The sequence below is a fragment of the Janthinobacterium glycogeni genome, assembly GCF_051380725.1.
GTDB lineage: Bacteria > Pseudomonadota > Gammaproteobacteria > Burkholderiales > Burkholderiaceae_D > Janthinobacterium.
Genome location: NZ_JBNYXP010000011.1, coordinates 1 through 17088 on the forward strand (window position 1 = coordinate 1; position 17088 = coordinate 17088).

General features: G+C 61.1%; 11 protein-coding genes and 1 rRNA gene. 5 read left to right on the top strand and 7 right to left on the bottom strand.

Going from position 1 to position 17088, the window contains the following annotated elements:
• Nucleotides 1-110, top strand: a 5S ribosomal RNA gene (gene rrf, locus ACQ4W4_RS21970); the annotation flags it as partial.
• 354 nt (nt 111-464) lie between these two features.
• Here the strand turns inward: rrf and dacB are convergent.
• Both dacB and ACQ4W4_RS21980 read right to left on the bottom strand, forming a co-directional pair.
• On the bottom strand, nt 465-1967 hold the full coding sequence (dacB, locus tag ACQ4W4_RS21975) for a D-alanyl-D-alanine carboxypeptidase/D-alanyl-D-alanine endopeptidase (protein ID WP_436543776.1): 1503 nt from the start codon (nt 1965-1967) through the stop codon (nt 465-467).
• A gap of 8 nt (nt 1968-1975) precedes the next feature.
• Complete coding sequence (locus ACQ4W4_RS21980) at nt 1976-3214, bottom strand: nucleoside recognition domain-containing protein (protein ID WP_436543777.1); 1239 nt, start codon at nt 3212-3214, stop codon at nt 1976-1978.
• A 217-nt stretch (nt 3215-3431) separates the two neighbouring features.
• Between ACQ4W4_RS21980 and ACQ4W4_RS21985 the strand changes: the two genes are divergently transcribed.
• The 4 genes from ACQ4W4_RS21985 (at nt 3432) to ACQ4W4_RS22000 (ending at nt 10392) form a co-directional block, all read left to right on the top strand.
• Nucleotides 3432-5234, top strand: a complete 1803-nt coding sequence (locus ACQ4W4_RS21985) for an ABC transporter substrate-binding protein (protein WP_436543853.1) — start codon at nt 3432-3434, stop codon at nt 5232-5234.
• Nucleotides 5235-5452: 218 nt separating this feature from the next.
• Nucleotides 5453-8245, top strand: coding sequence for a TonB-dependent receptor (locus ACQ4W4_RS21990; protein ID WP_436543778.1), 2793 nt, complete (start codon nt 5453-5455; stop codon nt 8243-8245).
• Between the two features lie 88 nt (nt 8246-8333).
• Complete coding sequence (locus ACQ4W4_RS21995; RefSeq protein ID WP_436543779.1) at nt 8334-9413, top strand: S66 peptidase family protein; 1080 nt, start codon at nt 8334-8336, stop codon at nt 9411-9413.
• An 85-nt stretch (nt 9414-9498) separates the two neighbouring features.
• Entirely contained in the window at nt 9499-10392 is an 894-nt protein-coding gene (locus ACQ4W4_RS22000; RefSeq protein ID WP_436543854.1) for a YihY/virulence factor BrkB family protein, read from the top strand.
• A 478-nt stretch (nt 10393-10870) separates the two neighbouring features.
• Here ACQ4W4_RS22000 and ACQ4W4_RS22005 read toward each other — a convergent pair whose 3' ends face one another.
• From ACQ4W4_RS22005 to ACQ4W4_RS22025, 5 genes are all read right to left on the bottom strand, one after another.
• Entirely contained in the window at nt 10871-11998 is a 1128-nt protein-coding gene (locus tag ACQ4W4_RS22005; protein WP_436543780.1) for an acyl-CoA dehydrogenase family protein, read from the bottom strand.
• Between the two features lie 39 nt (nt 11999-12037).
• A complete protein-coding gene (locus ACQ4W4_RS22010; protein WP_436543781.1) occupies nt 12038-12706 on the bottom strand; it encodes an SDR family oxidoreductase in 669 nt (222 codons plus the stop codon).
• A 74-nt stretch (nt 12707-12780) separates the two neighbouring features.
• The gene (locus ACQ4W4_RS22015; RefSeq protein WP_152285190.1) at nt 12781-13977 is read right to left on the bottom strand and encodes an acetyl-CoA C-acyltransferase; all 1197 of its coding nucleotides are present in this window, start codon (nt 13975-13977) and stop codon (nt 12781-12783) included.
• A complete protein-coding gene (gene aceK, locus ACQ4W4_RS22020) occupies nt 13974-15773 on the bottom strand; it encodes a bifunctional isocitrate dehydrogenase kinase/phosphatase (protein WP_436543782.1) in 1800 nt (599 codons plus the stop codon). The genes ACQ4W4_RS22015 and aceK overlap by 4 nt, the downstream gene beginning before the upstream one ends.
• A gap of 53 nt (nt 15774-15826) precedes the next feature.
• On the bottom strand, nt 15827-17011 hold the full coding sequence (locus tag ACQ4W4_RS22025; protein WP_076569510.1) for an isovaleryl-CoA dehydrogenase: 1185 nt from the start codon (nt 17009-17011) through the stop codon (nt 15827-15829).
• Nucleotides 17012-17088 lie beyond the last annotated feature (77 nt).

The window sequence follows — 17088 nt, forward strand, 5'->3', positions numbered from 1 at the left end:
GATGACCATAGCAAGTTGGTCCCACCCCTTCCCATCCCGAACAGGACCGTGAAACAACTTTGCGCCGATGATAGTGCTGCAACCAGTGTGAAAGTAGGTTATCGTCAGGCTTGTTATACGCAGTAAAGAAAAAACCCGTCAAGCAATTGGCGGGTTTTTTTTCGTCTGGCGATTCAGAGGGGCGGTGGTGCTGTGGGGGCCTGTGGTGCTGTCGGCTTACGCGCGCAGCGCTAAGCCGACCTAAGCCGACCTAAGCCGACCTAAGCCGACCTAAGCCGACCTACGCCGACCTACGCCGACCTACGCCGACCTACGCCGAGCTGCACCGAGCTGCACCGGCCTGCACCGATCCGCCGACCGACGGTCAGTGCGAGGAGGCTGACCCCGGCGGTTCATCCGCTGCCAATGCAACAGACGAAAAAAAAGGCAGCGCTGCGCGCTGCCTTTCTGTCTCTGCTTTCCTTTTACGGACCGGTAACCACCGGTACCGTGCCGCTCCTGGCCACCCACTCGATCAGCGCATCGACTGCCGCGCGGCCGTTGCCATTGCCCACCAGGTCGCTATTGATCATGGCGACCACTACGCACTGTTGATTATTCGCATCGGGCACGTAGCCGGCGATGGCCACCACATTCTTCAAGGTTCCCGTCTTGATGCGCGCGCGCGCGGCAGCAGGGCTGTTCAACAGGCGTTTGCGCATGGTGCCGTCCAGCGCCACGATGGGCAGGCTGGACTGGAACTCGGGCGCCCACGGGCTTTGCTGCATCGCTTGCAGCACGCCGGCCATTTGCGCGGGTGCAATGCGTCCCGTGCGCGACAGGCCGGAACCGTTGTCGACCAGCATGCCCTGGGTGTCGATATGGTGCCGCTGGAACCATTCCTGGATGACTAGCCGCGCGCGCGTCGCCGTATCTTCCGGCGCCGCCATGGCGACGGGGCGGCTGCCCAGCCAGCCATCGCTTTGCAGGCTGCCCAGACTGAGGAACAAGGTGCGGGCCAGGGTGTTGTCGGACGTCTTGTTGATATCGCGCAAGACTTCCGGCAAGGCGCGCGCCACGTGGTCGGCCAGCATGCGCGTGCCGACCGGTTCGGCCGTCGGAGGCAGCCCCGTCAACGGCGCTTCGCGCACCGTGCCTGTGATCGTGCCGCCCAGGCGTTTCCAGGTCGCACGGAACAGGCGGTCCGCATAATCGTTGCGGTCGAGCACATTGATGCTGGTGGCCTTGCTGCAGTTTTGCGGGAAGGTGCCGTGCAGGATCACCTGCAGCTTGCCGCTCGCATCGCGCCGGTATTCGGGCGGGCGCCAGCCGTCTTCCCAGCGGGCGCAGCTGCCCTTGACGAGCTTCATGTCGCTCGTGATGCTGACATTCTCCAGTTCCGGCTGCATTTGCAGATTCAATTGCCGCTCCGTCGAACTCACATTGATGTCGATCAGATTGGTGTTCAGCAATAAGGCATCGGGAATGACGTTGTAGCGGAACTCGGCCGACTCGTCGAACGGCAGGGTGCCGATGTCGGGCCGGGCCGGCTGGAACAGCTGGCGGTCGAGGATCAGATCGCCCTTGATTTTATGGATGCCCTGCGTGCGCAGGGTCTGCAGCATGTGCGCGAGCACGTCCGCATTGAAATCCGTGTCGGCGCCGCCGCGCAGGATCAAATCACCCTTCAGCACGCCATTGATGACGTCGGCGCTGGTGCGCAGTTCCGTGCGGCCGCGGAAGATGGGACCGAGCTGCTCCAGGCCCACGGCCGTCGTCACCAGCTTCATGGTAGAGGCTGGCTGCATGCTGCGCTCGGCGCCATGCGACAGCAAGGTAGAGTTGCCGCGCAAGACGATGGCGCCCATGGCGTCTTCGGGGATATTCGCGCTGCGCAGCAGCAGGCTGACGGATTCGGGCAATTGCGCGTGGGCCGTCGACAGGCCAAGACCAGCCAACAGCGCCGCCATCAGAACAGGACGTAACATGGTGCTCCTTAGTGGAAAAAGACGTAGGCAACGAAGACGGCGGTGACGACGCCGGCAAGATCGGCGATCAGGCCGGCCGTGATGGCATAGCGTGTCTTGCGGATGCCGACGGAACCGAAATACAGGGCCACAATATAGAAGGTGGTGTCGGCAGAGCCCTGGAACACGCAGGCCAGGCGGCCGACGAAGGAGTCGACGCCGTAGGTGTTCATGGCGTCGATCATCATGGCTTTCGAGCCGGAGCCGCTGAGCGGCTTCATCATGGCCGTCGGCAGGGCGGGCACGAAGTCCGTATTGATGCCCAGGTTGGCAAAGAACCAGTTCATGCCGCTCATCAGGAAATTGAACACGCCCGCGTTGCGGATCACGCTGATGGCCACCAGCATGCCGACCAGGTAGGGAATCACGGTGATCGAGGTCTGGATGCCGCCCTTCGCGCCCTCGATGAAGGCGTCATACACGTTCACCTTCTTGCGCAGGGCGCCGATGATGAAGATGGCAATCACGCTGATCAACACCAGGTTGCTCACCACTTTCGAGACCAGCTCGATTTCCTGCTTCGTCAGGTATTGCGTGAAGTACCAGATCATGGCGACGATGGCGCTCGTCATGCCGCCCATCCAGCCCAGCACGACCCGGTTGAGCAAGTTGATGCGCTGCTTGATGGATACCGTGATGATGCCGACTACGGTGGCGACATAGGTGGCGATCATGCAGGGAATAAAGATGTCGGACGGGTCGGCCGCACCGAGAATCGAGCGCTGCGCCATGATGGCCAGCGGAATCAGGGTCAGGCCCGAGGTGTGCAGCACCAAAAACATGATTTGCGCATTCGTCGCCTCTTCCTTGTTCGGATTCAAGGTTTGCAGGCTTTCCATGGCTTTTAAACCGAAGGGCGTGGCCGCATTGTCCAGACCCAGCAGGTTGGCCGAGAAATTCATCACCATGTGGCCCGTGGCCGGGTGGTCTTTCGGAATTTCCGGGAAGATGCGCGAAAAGAAGGGGGCGATCACTTTCGCCAGCCAGCCGACGATGCCCGCTTTTTCGCCGATGTTCATGATCCCCAGCCACAGGGTCATCACGCCCGCCAGCGGCAGGGCGATATCCATCACGCCCATGCGCGCCGTTTCGAACGTGCCATCGATGATGCGCTTGAAGATATCGGTATCGCCGAGAAACAGCCACTGCAGCACTGCGGCCAGGAAGCCAACGAGGAAAAAGCCGGACCAGATGTAATTAAGTGCCATATGCGATCAGTTCTGTGTGTCGGGAGTGAAAAATGTCTGCAAACAAAGTATAGGGGCAGTCCGATACGAGTTGATGAAAGAATGCAGCAATCGCATGCCAAAAAGTTATAAGCTGGCAGCCTGTTTTCATTGGCGCCCCGTCGCTCGCCCGCGTAGTGTGGCGGATGCCTGTCGCTTATCGCTGTTCGTTTCCCTTGTCTGTACTGGATCACTGATGATGTTTTTACGCAAAACCGCCTGCGCCGCCGGCCTGGCCCTGTTGACGCTTTTCACTGCGCCCGCGCATGCCGCCGCCGATGCCCGCGCGAACAAGACCCTGCACCTGTTTTTGAGCACCAGCGAGACGGGCCTGGACCCGGCCGTGGCCTCGGACTTGGCCAGTTTAAATTTGATGGAAAACATCTTTGACCCGCTGCTGCGCTACGACTACCTGGCGCGCCCCGTGCAGCTGCAGGGCAATACGGCGCGCGCCATGCCGATGGTGGAAGATGGCGGGCGCACGTACACCTTTCACTTGCAGCCCGGCATCTTCTTCACACCCGATCCCGCTTTTAAAGGCAAGCCGCGCGAAGTGACGGCGCAGGATTATGTGTATAGCCTGACGCGGTTGTATGACCCCAGCCTGAAGTCGCCGTGGCTGTTCTTGCTGGAAGACAAGCTGGTGGGCGATGCGGCCCTGAAAACTAAATTCAGCTACGACACGCCGATCGCCGGCTTGCAGGCGCTGGACAAATACACCTTGCGCATCCGCCTGAACGGTGTCGATCCGAACTTCCTGTTTTACCTGGCCATGCCGGCGACAGCCGTGGTGGCGCGCGAAGTGGCCGAAGCGTATCCGGCGGCAGGGCAGATCGGCAACCACCCCGTGGGCACGGGGCCGTTCCTGGTGAAGGAGTGGAAACGCAGCGACAAGATCGTGCTGCAAGCCAACCCGACGTTCCGTGCCACCATGTTCCATACGGAGGCCAAGGCGCTGGCCGCCTTGCCGGAAGATGCGCGCGCCATTGCGACCGCGCTGGAAGGCAAGCGCTTACCGCTGGTCGAGCGCATCGAGGTGCGCATCGTCGAGGAATATCAATCGCGCATGCTGGGCTTTCTGAAAGGCGAATTCGATTACCTGGAGCAAGTGCCGGAATCGATGACGGACATGGTGCTGCAAAACGGCGCGCTGAAGCCGGCGCTGGCCGCCAAGGGCTTGCAGCTGACGCGCTTTCCCGTGCTGCAGACGTATTACATGTGGATGAACATGGACGACCCCGTGCTGGGCGGCTATACGAAAGACAAGCTGGCCCTGCGGCGCGCCATCGCCCTCAGCTACAACAGCCGCGAAGACATCGCGCTATTGAAGAAGGGGCTGGCCTTGCCCGCGCAGTCGCCGCTGCCGCCCAATGTGCTCGGTTACGACAAGAATTACCGCAGCCCCGTCGGCTACGATCCCGTGCTGGCGCGCGCGCTGCTGGACCGCTTCGGTTACAAGGCGGGCGCCGACGGTTTCCGCACGCAGCCGGATGGCACGCCCTTGCTGCTCACCATGCACACGGAGCCGAGCACGGTGGGCCGGCTGCGCGATGAATTGTGGCGCCGCAACCTGAACGCTATCGGCCTGCACGTGGAATTTAAAAGCGACAAGAAGACGGAAATCATCAAGGCCTCGCGTTTGGGCAAGGTGCAGATGTTCGAGAGCAACTGGATCGCCGACTTCCCCGATGGCGATAACTTTATGCAATTGTTGTATGGCGGCAACGTTGGCCGCGCCAACTATGCCCGCTTCAACTTGCCCGATTACAATAAACGCTATGAGGAGGCGCGCCTGCTATCCGATACGCCGCGCCGACGCAGTCTGTACTTCGACCTGTTTCAGCTGATCCACGCTTACACGCCGTGGGTGCTGCTGACGCATCCCATCTCTGCCGATTTGCAACAGCCGTGGCTAAAAAACTACAGGCGCCACCCCGTGGAATTCACGTCCTGGCGCTACCTGGACGTGGATAAAGCCAGGGGTAGCCCCGCAGGCAAGTGACCTTGTCGCTGAAAAGGGCATTCATTCCAAAAAGTTATGGTTAGGAAAGCATTTTTCATTGGCTGGCCGCAGATGCATCGCGCTACTCTGAAAATGAAAACAAATAAAGTCATGCGCAAATGTCATAAAAAAATGTACCGCGAGACAGACAGCTGCGACGTGAAAAAACAGCCTGACTTGAGAACTCAAGTTTCGATTGCCCAACAAGGAGAAGACCTGTGAAATTGAAGAAGCTAGCGCAGTTGGTGGCATTGATGGGGGTGGTGGGGCCGGTGATGGCACAGGAAGCGGCAGCGCCAGCGATGCAACGGGTCGAAGTGACGGGCAGCAGCATCAAGCGTGTCGCCAAGGAAGGCGCGCTGCCGGTGCAAGTCATCTCGTTTGACCAGATCGAAAAGCAGGGCATCACGACGACCGAGCAACTGGTGCGCACCCTGTCGGCGAACGGCACGGGCGCCGATAACATGACGTCGGGCAATAACGTGTTTGGCGCCGATGCCGACCGGGTCAGCGGCGGCGCCTCGTTCGCCTCGCTGCGCGGCCTGGGACCGTCGAGCACCCTGGTGCTGTTGAACGGCCGCCGCATCGCCACGCACGGTGCCAGTGGCAAGTCGGTCGACCTGAATTCGATCCCGCTCGGCGCGATTTCGCGCGTGGAAATCCTCAAGGATGGCGCCTCGGCCATCTATGGCACGGATGCCATCGGCGGCGTGATCAATTTCATTCTGAAAACCAATTACAGCGGCGTGGAAGCGTCCGTTTCCACCAACGATACCCAGGCAGGCGGCGGCGCCACGCGCCGCGCCTCCTTGCTGGCAGGCACGGGCTCGCTGGACTCGGACCGCTACAACATCATGGCCAGCCTGACGGTTGATAAGGCGCAACAGCTCAATGGCCGTGACCGCTCCTTCGTCAACGGCTTCCAGCCGGAACGCGGCCTGTCGCCCGATACCACGGGCACGCCGTTCGCCAACCAGATGGCAGGGACCGGCACGGCACTGCAAATCCCCAATCCTGATCCGAAAAAACCAGGGACGTTTATTGGCGGTTACACCTTGCCTGGCGACCCGACGGTGTATCTGCAAGCCAATCCGCTGAGCTTCCAGGGCAAGTGCGACACCATCGCCGGCATGTCGCAGTACCAGACGGAATTGTGGAAAGACGTGACCTCGCCGCTGCGCACCAGGTATTCGTGCGCCTACGACTATGGCGCCGACTATGTGCTGCAATTCCCCGTTGAACGGGCCAATCTGCTGTCGCGCGGCACCTTCCAGCTGGCGCCCGACCACCGCATGTTTGTCGAAGTGCTCGGTTCGCGCACCAAGGCCACGGCCATCCTGACGCCGATGCAGGTGCAGGCGACCGTCGCCAACAAGAATTTGTATCCGGTGGGCGGCGCGTATTACCAGGACCTGTCGGCCTACATCCCTACGTTCGACAAGAGCAAGCCGATTTCCTACAAATGGCGCGCGAATGACGTAGGCAACCGCACGCAGGAAAACACCACCGACAATGCCCGCGTGCTGGTGGGCTTCGAAGGCAACTTCGGCAAGTGGGATTACAAGGCGGGCATTTCGCGCGCCGAAAGCAGCACCAAGACCAAGCTGACGGATGGCTATTCCTATACGGATAAGCTGTACGCGGCGCTGGCCAGCGGCATCATCAATCCGTGGGTGGGCGCCGGCCAGAGCCAGACGGATGCGGCCAAGCAATTGATCGAGTCGACCAAGTTCCGTGGCGACTTTCAGCACGGCAAGACAACCCTGACGCAGATCGATGGTTCCGTTTCGGGCGAACTGTTCCAGCTGCCGGCCGGTGCGCTGGCCATGGCAGCCGGTTTTGACTTGCGCCGCGAAGGCTACAGCTTCGGGCAAGACGTCGATGCCATGCAGATCCTGCTGGCGCCGGGCAATGCCGCATTGAAAGATGCCAGCCGTACCGTCAAGGCCGTGTATGCGGAATTGCTGGTGCCGGTCACGAAGGACCTGGAAATGCAGCTGGCCATCCGCCGCGACGATTACAGCCTGGTGGGTGCGACGACGAATCCGAAAGTGGCCTTCCGCTACCAGCCGACGGACTTCCTGCTGTTCCGCGGTTCGGCCAGCAAGGGTTTCCTCGCGCCAAGCTTCCAGCAACTGTATTCCGGTTCGCTGAGCCAGGAATTGCCGAACGGCGTGATCGACCAGGAAGGTTGCGCCAAGCATCCTGGCGTGCCCGAATACTGCGCCATCGACCGCCTTGACTACAAGACGGGCGGCAATACCAACCTGAAACCGGAAACGTCGAAGCAGGGCAGCGTCGGTTTTGTCATCGAACCGGTGAAGGGCTATTCCGCTTCGTTCGACTACTGGGCCATCAACACCAAGGACCGCATCCTGAACCGCACGCCGCAAATCGTGTTGACCAATTACCAGGCGCTGAACCAGTACATCCACCGCAATCCGGACGGCACCATCGAGTACGTGCAGGCGGGCTGGATCAATGCGGCAGGTAGCCGCGTGCGCGGCCTGGACGTGGGCTTGCGCGGCGAAGGCAAGATCCGGGACGCGAAATGGACGGCCACCCTGGACGGCACGTATATGGACAGCTTCAAGTTTGCGGAATATCAAGGCCAGGAATACCAGGAGCTGGTCGGCAAGTTTTATACGCGCGATCTGTACCTGCGCTGGAAACACAATGCCAGCTTCGGCGTGTCGCGCGGCGACTGGAGCGGCTTGTTGATCCAGAGCTACTCGTCGGGCTACAAGGACCAGTTGCCGAACGGCGGCAAGGGCGCGCCGCCACCGGGCTTCAAATCGGACGTGTCCAGCTACACGACGTATAACTTGTCGGGCACGTACACGGGCTTCAAAAATACCACCATCACCGTGGGTATCCAGAACTTGTTCGACCGCGATCCGCCGTTTACCGCGCACAACGTGGATGAAGTGGTGGGCGCCGGCTGGGATCCGCGCGTGGCCGACCCGCGCGGCCGTTCGCTGTCGTTCCAGCTGAAGTACAAGTTCATGTAAGGCAGCCATGCCGGCGGCGATCCCGTCGGCATGCTAACCTCGTGCGGCGGCGCCTGGCGTCGCCGTTTTTATTCCAGGAAAGGGCCGCATGTCCAGTCAGACCAATCTCAGCCGGCGCCGCTTCGGCGGCTTGCTGGCTGCCACCCTGGGGGCGGCAGGCACACCGGCATGGGCGGCGGCCACGCAAGGGAAGGGCAAACGCATGCAACAGCAACACGCATTGATCAAGCCGGCGCGCCTGCAGCCGGGCGACTTGGTGGCCATCATCGCACCGGGCGGTTTTACGGATGAAGACGCCATCGCCAAGGCCCAGCGCAATATCGAATCGCTGGGATTGCGCGCCAGCCTGGGCGCCAATATCCGCGCCGTGCACGGCAACTATGCGGGCACGGTGCAGCAGCGCCTCGACGACCTGCACGGGGCCTTCGCCGACCCCGAGGTCAAGGCGGTGTGGGCCATCCGCGGCGGTTCCGGCTGCATCTCGCTGCTGGCGCTGCTTGACTATGCCTTGATCCGGCGCAACCCGAAAGTGCTGATCGGCTATTCCGACATCACGGCCCTGCACCTGGCCATCGCCCGCCAGACGGGCCTGGTGACGTTCCACGGCCCCGTGGCTTCATCGATGTTTTCCGACTACACGGTGACGCAGCTGCGCAATGTGCTGATGACGCCGCAGGATAACTACACGATCCCGATGGCGCTGGACAACCACCGCCGCGCGCAGACGCAGCCGAATTTCGCCATCCGCACCGTGCATGGCGGCCAGGCCACGGGACGTTTGACGGGCGGCAACCTGTGCATGGTCAGCGCGCTGGCCGGCACGCCATATGCGGCCGATTTCCGCGAGCACATTCTGTTCCTTGAAGAAATCAATGAAGTGCCCTACCGCATCGACAGGATGTTGTGCCAGCTCGACCTGTCCATCGGTTTCAAGCACGCGGCGGCGCTGATGCTGGGCATCTTCGAGCATTGCGAAGCGGCCGAGGGAGATACGGCGCTGAGCCTCGATGCCACCCTCGACCAGCATTTGTTGCCCTTGAGCATGCCGGCCGTCAGCGGTTATTCGTTTGGCCACATCCGCCACCAGTTCACGATACCGATGGGCATCCTCGCCACGCTCGATGCGGACCGGCAAACCTTGACCTTGCTGGAGCCGGCCGTCTGCTAGCGTACGGTGCAGCGGGGCGATTGTCAGTATGCTAGTGTGATAAGGCGTGGCACGAGGCCGCGCCGCCTTCCTCACCGCACCCGACATGATCAACCGCCACGCCAGTACCTATATCCTCAGCCATCCGCTGGCCTTCGCGCTGCAGGTGCTCAAGGGTTTTCGCGCCAACCAGGGCTTGCTGCTGGCGGGCGCCGTCGCGTATTACTCGCTGCTGTCCATCGTGCCCTTGCTGATGCTGGTGGTGGTGGCCCTGTCGCACGTGATCGCGCAGGATGAATTGCTGCAAACAATTGGCCATTACCTGGAATGGCTGGTGCCGGGACAATCGAAGGCTATCGTGGGCGAGATCGCGCATTTCCTCGACAACCGCGGCGTGATCGGCTGGCTGCTGCTGTTGACCATGCTGTTCTTCAGTTCGCTGGCGTTTACCGTGCTGGAAAACGCCATGAGCGTGATTTTTATCCACCGCGTTGCCATCCGCCGCCGCCATTTCCTCATTTCCGCCGTGCTGCCGTACTGCTACATCCTGTGCCTGGGCATCGGTATTTTGCTGATCACGCTGGTGGCGGGCGGCCTGCAGGTGATGGGCGAGGAAAGCGTGCGCTTTTTGCGCCACGACTGGGGTCTGGAAGGCGTCTCCGGCGTGCTGCTGTATCTGCTGGGGCTGGGGGGCGAAATTCTCGTGCTGAGCTCGATCTACCTGGTCATGCCGGTCGGACGGCTGTCGATCACGCATGCGCTGATCGGCGGCGTGACGGCGGCCTTGCTGTGGGAAATCGCCCGCCATGTGCTGGTCTGGTATTTTTCCACCTTGTCGCAGGTCAATGTCGTGTATGGCTCGATGACGACGGCCATCGTCGTCATGTTCAGCCTGGAAATCGGCGCCACCCTGTTGCTGCTGGGCGCGCAAGTGATTTCCGAATATGAAAGAGTGGCCCGTGGCGGCGAAGAAGACAAGCCGCTGGCGCTAAGGACTTGATTTAAAAAGATTATTGCACCGCACAAAAAGCTGTGCTATACTCCGTTCAGTGATTGAGATTTGGCAGCAAATTATCTCACCATCCAGTTTCAGCGCGGCGACCGACAGGTGTAATGTCGATGGCGTGACAGTGTGAAGAAATGGATTTTGTAATTCCGGATACGATGGTCGATTTACACTTGGAGTCACCATGCAGATAGCATGGGAGTCCGAAAATCAGGAGGCACTTTGCAGATAGCACTGGCGTCCATGACACGATTAAAGCATTGGTAATACATTGGAACGAAGCCCGCGCTAGCGGGCTTTTTTTTCGTCTGTGGCTGGCGCGTTGAGCAACCTACTGCGCAGCCCGCTCTCGACTCGGCGTTACTCGCCGTACTTCAGTACGGCTGCGTTACTCCAGCCGATATCGAGCTTGCTCGCTACGGTTGCTCAAGGCGCCGAGACTTTTACCGCTTCACGCGCCTTCTTTCCTTGCTTATAAAGCTCTAGCGATGAGTATCTTCTGAATATCGCTGGTCCCCTCATAAATCTGGCACACGCGCACGTCGCGGTAGATGCGTTCGACGGGGAAGTCGGACACATAGCCATAGCCGCCGTGCACCTGGATGGCGTCCGAGCACACTTTTTCCGCCATTTCCGATGCGAACAGCTTGGCCATGGCCGCTTCTTTCAGGCAGGGCAAGCCCGCATCCTTCATGGCCGCCGCGTGGCGTATCAGTTGCCGCGCCGCTTCGATCTGGGTCGCCATGTCGGCCAGGCGGAATTGCACGGCCTGGTGTTCATAGATGGGCTTGCCGAAACTCTCGCGCTCGCGCGCATAACTTAACGCCGCTTCATACGCGGCGCGCGCCATGCCCACGGCTTGCGAGGCGATGCCGATGCGTCCGCCTTCCAGGCCGGACAGGGCGATCTTGTAGCCTTGTCCCTCTTCGCCGATCAGATTTTCCGCCGGGATGCGGCAATTCTCGAACAGGATTTGCGCCGTGTCCGATGAATGCTGGCCCATCTTCTGTTCCAGTCCCGCCACGATGTAGCCAGGCGTGTTCGTCGGCACCCAGAAGGCGCTGATGCCGCGCTTGCCGGCCGCCTTGTCGGTCACGGCCATGACGATGGCGACGTCCGCATACTTGCCGCTGGTAATGAACTGCTTGGTTCCGTTGATGACGTAGTCATTGCCGTCGCGCGTGGCCGTCGTGCGCAGGGCCGAGGCGTCGCTGCCCGTGTGCGGTTCCGTCAGGCAAAACGCACCCAGCATGGTCCCTTGCGCCAGCGGACGCAGCCATTGTTCCTTCTGTGCATCGTTGGCGTACATCATGGCGATGCTGCACACGGGGCAATTGTTGACGGAAATGATGGTCGACGTGCCGCCATCGCCGGCGGCGATTTCTTCCAGCACCAGGGCCAGGGACACATAGTCGAGACCGGCTCCACCGAGCGCTTCCGGCACGGCCACGCCAAAGGCGCCCAGGGCGGCCAGCTCCCGCAATTCTTCTTTCGGGAAATGATGTTCCTTGTCCCAGCGGGCCGCGTTGGGCGCCAGGCGCTCGCGCGAAAAACTGCGCAGCGCTTCCTGGATCATGGTCTGTTCTTCGTTGAGTATCATGGGACGTCGTCTCGTTTGTTTTTATGGTGTGTGGGGGAATTACCAGGCGATGGGCTTGCCGTCGTAGTTGCGGAACACGGCTTTGTCCGTGGCGGGCAGGCTGGCCAGGGTGGCGCGGATGCCGGCGGCGCTTTCCTCAGGCGAAATATCGGCGCCGGCGCCGCCCATGTCCGTGCGGACCCAGCCCGGGTGGAAAGCCACGCAGCTGACGCCTTGCGGGCCATGCACGAGGGCCGTGTCGATCAGCACGGAATTCAGGGCCGCCTTGCTGGCGCGGTACAGCGAACCGCTGGGGTTGCCCCGTTCGCTCAGGGAACCCATGTGCGAGGACAGCACGGCCAGCTTGCCTTTTGCATTCGCCACCAGCGGCGCCAGGATCGGCAGCAGCCGCATGGCCGCCAGCACGTTGGTGTGCATGACGAGGTCGAAATCGGCTTGCGCGGGGAAACCGTCGTGGCGGGGGCCGTACACGCCCGCGTTGAGGATGGCCACGTCGAGTTTTTCATCGTCGAGCTTCCAGCCCAGGCCGGCGCAGCCTTCCACGTCCGTCACGTCCAGCTGGTGCGCTTCCGCGCCCAGTTGCTTGAGAGCGTCGCAAGCGTCGGGTGTGCGGGCCGTGGCGATGACACGCCAGCCATCGTGGCGGTACTGACGGACGAGCTCGTGGCCGATGCCGCGCGAGGCGCCGATGATCAATGCGGTAGGCATATGTGTTCTCCCTGAAAATAAAATGAAAGGGCGCGCACCGTGAACCGCGGTGCGCGCCCGTGCTCAGGAAGAGCTTATACCAGTTCGATCGCCATCGCCGTCGCTTCGCCGCCGCCGATGCACAGGGCCGCTACGCCGCGCTTGCCGCCGGTTTTCTTCAGGGCGCCCAGCAGGGTGACGATGATGCGCGCGCCCGAGGCGCCGATCGGGTGGCCCAGCGCGCACGCGCCGCCATGGATGTTGATCTTGCTATGCGGAATGTCGAGGTCGTGCATGGCGGCCATGGGCACGGCCGCGAACGCTTCATTGATCTCGAACAAGTCCACATTGCTGCTGCTCCAGCCTGTTTTCGCGTACAGCTTTTTCACTGCGCCGATGGGGGCCGTGGTGAATTCGTTCGGCGCCTGCGCATGGGTGGCGTGGCCGTGGATCTTCGCGATGACGGTGCAGCCGAGTTTTTTCGCCGTCGATTCACGCATCAGCACCAAAGCTGCCGCGCCGTCGTTGATCGACGAGGACGAGGCGGCCGTGATGGTGCCATCCTTCTTGAAGGCGGCCTTCAAGGTCGGGATTTTTTCCAGTCGGGCTTTTTGCGGGCCTTCATCGATGCTGACGACGGTGTCGCCGCCGCGGCCGGAGACCGTCACGGGCACGATTTCCCATTCGAAACTGCCATCCTTGGTGGCCGCTTGCGCGCGTTTCACGGATTCGATGGCGAAGGCATCCTGCGCTTCGCGCGTGAAGTGATATTGGCTGGCGCACTCTTCGGCAAACGTGCCCATCGAGCGGGCATTGCCCTTTTCGTCGCGGCTGTAGGCGTCTTCCAGGCCATCCATCATCATGTGGTCATAGATCATGCCGTGGCCGATGCGGTAGCCGCCGCGCGCCTTGGGTACCAGGTAGGGGGCGTTGGTCATCGATTCCATGCCGCCCGCCACCACCACGTCGGCGCTGCCGGCGAGCAAGGTGTCATGCGCGAACATGGTCGTCTGCATGGCCGAGCCGCACATTTTCGACAGGGTCACGGCGCCCGTGGAATCGGGCAAGCCCGCCTTGCGCAAGGCTTGGCGCGCGGGCGCCTGGCCCTGGCCGGCCATCAGGCAATTGCCGAAAAACACGTGTTCAACGGCATCGGGCGCCACGCCGGCCCGTTCGACGGCGGCGCGGATGGCCACGGCGCCCAGGTCGCTGGCGGTGACGTTGGCAAAGTCGCCCTGGAAGGCGCCCATGGGGGTGCGCGCGGCACCGACGATTACGACTGGATCATTCATGTTGGATCTCCGGTTAAGGGTGGGGAGGGTGACTGCATACAAAAACGCAGGTGCTGCGGGTAAGGGAAGACGTCCTCGATATGGCCGTCCTCGATGCGCTGCTTGCGCGCCTGCCAATATTGCGCCGTCAGCAGGTCGGCATGGTGCTGCATGAAATAGCTGCGGATGCGGGGATTGCCCAGCAGGAAGGTGCCGAATTGTTCGGGAAACACATCGTGCTTGCCGATGGGATACCACGGTTCGGCCGACATTTCTTCCTCCTCCGTGCGGGCTTGCGGGATGACGCGGAACTGGCAATCGGTGATGTACTCGATTTCATCGTAATCGTAAAAAACGACACGCTGATGACGGGTCACGCCAAAATTTTTATACAGCATGTCGCCAGGAAAAATATTCGCCGCCACCAGTTCCTTGATGGCGTTGCCGTACTCGACGATGGCGTGTTCGACCAGGTCAGCGCGGCCTTCCTTCTCGGCATTGCTCAGCCACATGTTCAGCGGCACCATGCGCCGCTCGATGTACAGGTGGCGGATGATGATCTGCTCGTGGTCTTCCTCGATCAGCGAGGGGGCGAACTGTTTCAGTTCGGCCAGCAGTTCCGCGGCAAAGCGGGCGCGGGGAAAGGCCACGTTGGAATACTCGAGCGTGTCGGCCATGCGGCCCACCCTGTCGTGGTGTTTCACCAGCAAATACTTTTGCTGGACCTGCGCGCGCGTGGTTTCCTTGGGCGGCGGGAAGAAATCCTTGATGACCTTGAAGACATACGGAAACGACGGCAGGGCAAACACCAGCATCACCAGGCCGCGGATGCCGGGCGCGCTTTCAAAGTGGTCCGACGAGTGTTTCAAATGTTGCAGATAGTCGCGGTAAAACAGCGTCTTGCCCTGTTTTTGCAGGCCCAGTATCGTATAGATTTCGCTGCGCGGTTTGCGCGGCAGCAAGCTGCGCAAAAATTGCACATAGGCCGACGGCACTTCCATATCGACCAGGAAATAGGCGCGCGTAAATGAAAACAGCACGGCGATCTGCTGCTGCTCGAACAGCACCGTGTCGAGCACCAGCTTGCCATGACGGTTGTGCAGGATGGGCACGACAAACGGGTATTCGCGGTTGCCGTTGATGCCCTTGCCGACCAGGTAGGCGCCCTTGTTGCGGTAGAACAAACTGGTCAAGACCTGGATCTGGTGGTTCGGCTCCAGCTTGTCGCCGCCGAACAGCTGCTGCAGCCGCGCTTCCACCTGGGCCACGTCGCGTTCCAGGTTGGCAAATGCGCAGTCCAGCTGGAAGTTGTTCACCATGCGCGTCAGGGTGTGGCGCAAGCCATCCTTGCCAGGGTAATACACGCGGTAGGTGGGCGCCGGGTCTTGCGTTTCAATGTATTCCGTGGAAACGACGGGGCGCACGAAAATATAGTCGTTATTGAAATACGTGCGGTGCAGGATGTTGCAGCAGACGGAATTAAAGAAGGTTTCCGCCAGTTCAGGCTGCTTGTGTTCCGTCAGCATGCCGATGTAGTGCAGCTTGAGTTCGCGCCACACTTCGTCGCTCAACTCCGACTCTTCGTACTCATCTTCGAGCATCTGCACGCATTCCTGCACGCGCTTGTCATAGAAGTCGATGCGTTCGCGGGCCGCCGTCTGCGCCGCGGCCCAGGCGCCTTGCTCGAAATACCGCTTGGCTTGCTGGCTGGTTTCGCGGAACAGACGGTAATGCTTGTCAAAGCCGTCGCGGATGGTGCGCGCGATATCGAATGCAATCTGGGAAGAAAGCAATTTGGGGAAGGCAATTTGCGTCATAGCTGTGCTCGCATAAATAGCTCATCACCCAGTCGATAGTCGCGCGCCCGTGCTTACTTGGTTTCCGCAAACAGTTCGCGGCCTATCAGCATGCGGCGGATTTCGCTGGTCCCGGCGCCGATTTCATACAGCTTGGCATCGCGCCACAGGCGGCCGGCCGGAAACTCGTTGATGTAGCCGTTGCCGCCCAGGGCCTGGATCGCTTCACCTGCCATCCACGTCGCCTTTTCCGCACTATACAGAATGGCGCCGGCCGCATCCTTGCGCAACTGGCGCACGGCTTCCGGCGTGGTGGCGCGGTCGCAAGCCTGGCCTACCGCATACACATAGGCCTTGCACGCCATCATGGTCGAATACATGTCGGCCAGTTTTCCCTGCATCAATTGGAATTCGCCGATGGGCTGGCCGAATTGCTTGCGATCATGTACGTAAGGCACGACCAGGTCCATGCACGCCTGCATGATGCCCAGCGGGCCGCCGGACAGCACGGTGCGCTCGAAATCGAGGCCCGACATCAGCACGTTGACGCCCTTGCCCAGGCCGCCCAGCACGTTTTCGGCCGGCACTTCGCAATCCTGGAAGACCAGTTCGCCCGTGTGCGAGCCGCGCATGCCCAGCTTGTCGAGTTTTTGCGCGATGGAAAAGCCCTTGAAATTCTTTTCGATCAGGAACGCCGTCATGCCGCGCGGACCCGCTTCCAGGTCGTTTTTCGCGTACACCACCAGCACGTCCGCGTCGGGGCCATTGGTGATCCACATCTTGGTGCCGTTCAAGACCCAGCGGTCGCCCTTGAAGTCGGCGCGCAGCTTCATGCTGACGACGTCCGAGCCCGCGTTCGGTTCCGACATGGCCAGGGCGCCGATGTGCTCGCCCGTGATCAGCTTTGGCAGGTATTTGGCTTTTTGCTCGGCCGTGCCGTTGCGCTTGATCTGGTTCACGCACAGGTTCGAGTGGGCGCCGTAGGACAGGCCGACGGAGGCCGAGGCGCGCGAAATCTCTTCCATCGCGATGATGTGCGCCAGGTAGCCCATGCCGGCGCCGCCGTATTCTTCGCTGACGGTGATGCCGAGCAAGCCCATGTCGCCCATCTTGCGCCACAGGTCCATGGGGAACTGGTCCGTGCGGTCGATGTCGGCCGCGCGCGGAGCGATTTCCGCGGCGGCGAATTGTTGGATCGCTTCGCGCAGGGAGGCGATGTCTTCGCCGTGGTCAAAGGTCAAGCCTGGGAGATGGAGCATGTCGTCCTCGTCGTTATATGTGTGGCGGTCATGGATGCCGGGTCAGTAAAGCTATGATACTCAGTTGTGACGTTTAC

Excerpts from the sequence above, each read along its gene's own strand:
- dacB (WP_436543776.1), bottom strand. The coding sequence starts at position 1,967 with ATGTTACGTCCTGTTCTGATGGCGGCGCTGTTGGCTGGTCTTGGCCTG.
- ACQ4W4_RS21980 (WP_436543777.1), bottom strand. The coding sequence starts at position 3,214 with ATGGCACTTAATTACATCTGGTCCGGCTTTTTCCTCGTTGGCTTCCTG.
- ACQ4W4_RS21985 (WP_436543853.1), top strand. The coding sequence starts at position 3,432 with ATGTTTTTACGCAAAACCGCCTGCGCCGCCGGCCTGGCCCTGTTGACG.
- ACQ4W4_RS21995 (WP_436543779.1), top strand. The coding sequence starts at position 8,334 with ATGTCCAGTCAGACCAATCTCAGCCGGCGCCGCTTCGGCGGCTTGCTG.
- ACQ4W4_RS22000 (WP_436543854.1), top strand. The coding sequence starts at position 9,499 with ATGATCAACCGCCACGCCAGTACCTATATCCTCAGCCATCCGCTGGCC.
- ACQ4W4_RS22005 (WP_436543780.1), bottom strand. The coding sequence starts at position 11,998 with ATGATACTCAACGAAGAACAGACCATGATCCAGGAAGCGCTGCGCAGT.
- ACQ4W4_RS22010 (WP_436543781.1), bottom strand. The coding sequence starts at position 12,706 with ATGCCTACCGCATTGATCATCGGCGCCTCGCGCGGCATCGGCCACGAG.
- ACQ4W4_RS22015 (WP_152285190.1), bottom strand. The coding sequence starts at position 13,977 with ATGAATGATCCAGTCGTAATCGTCGGTGCCGCGCGCACCCCCATGGGC.
- aceK (WP_436543782.1), bottom strand. The coding sequence starts at position 15,773 with ATGACGCAAATTGCCTTCCCCAAATTGCTTTCTTCCCAGATTGCATTC.
- ACQ4W4_RS22025 (WP_076569510.1), bottom strand. The coding sequence starts at position 17,011 with ATGCTCCATCTCCCAGGCTTGACCTTTGACCACGGCGAAGACATCGCC.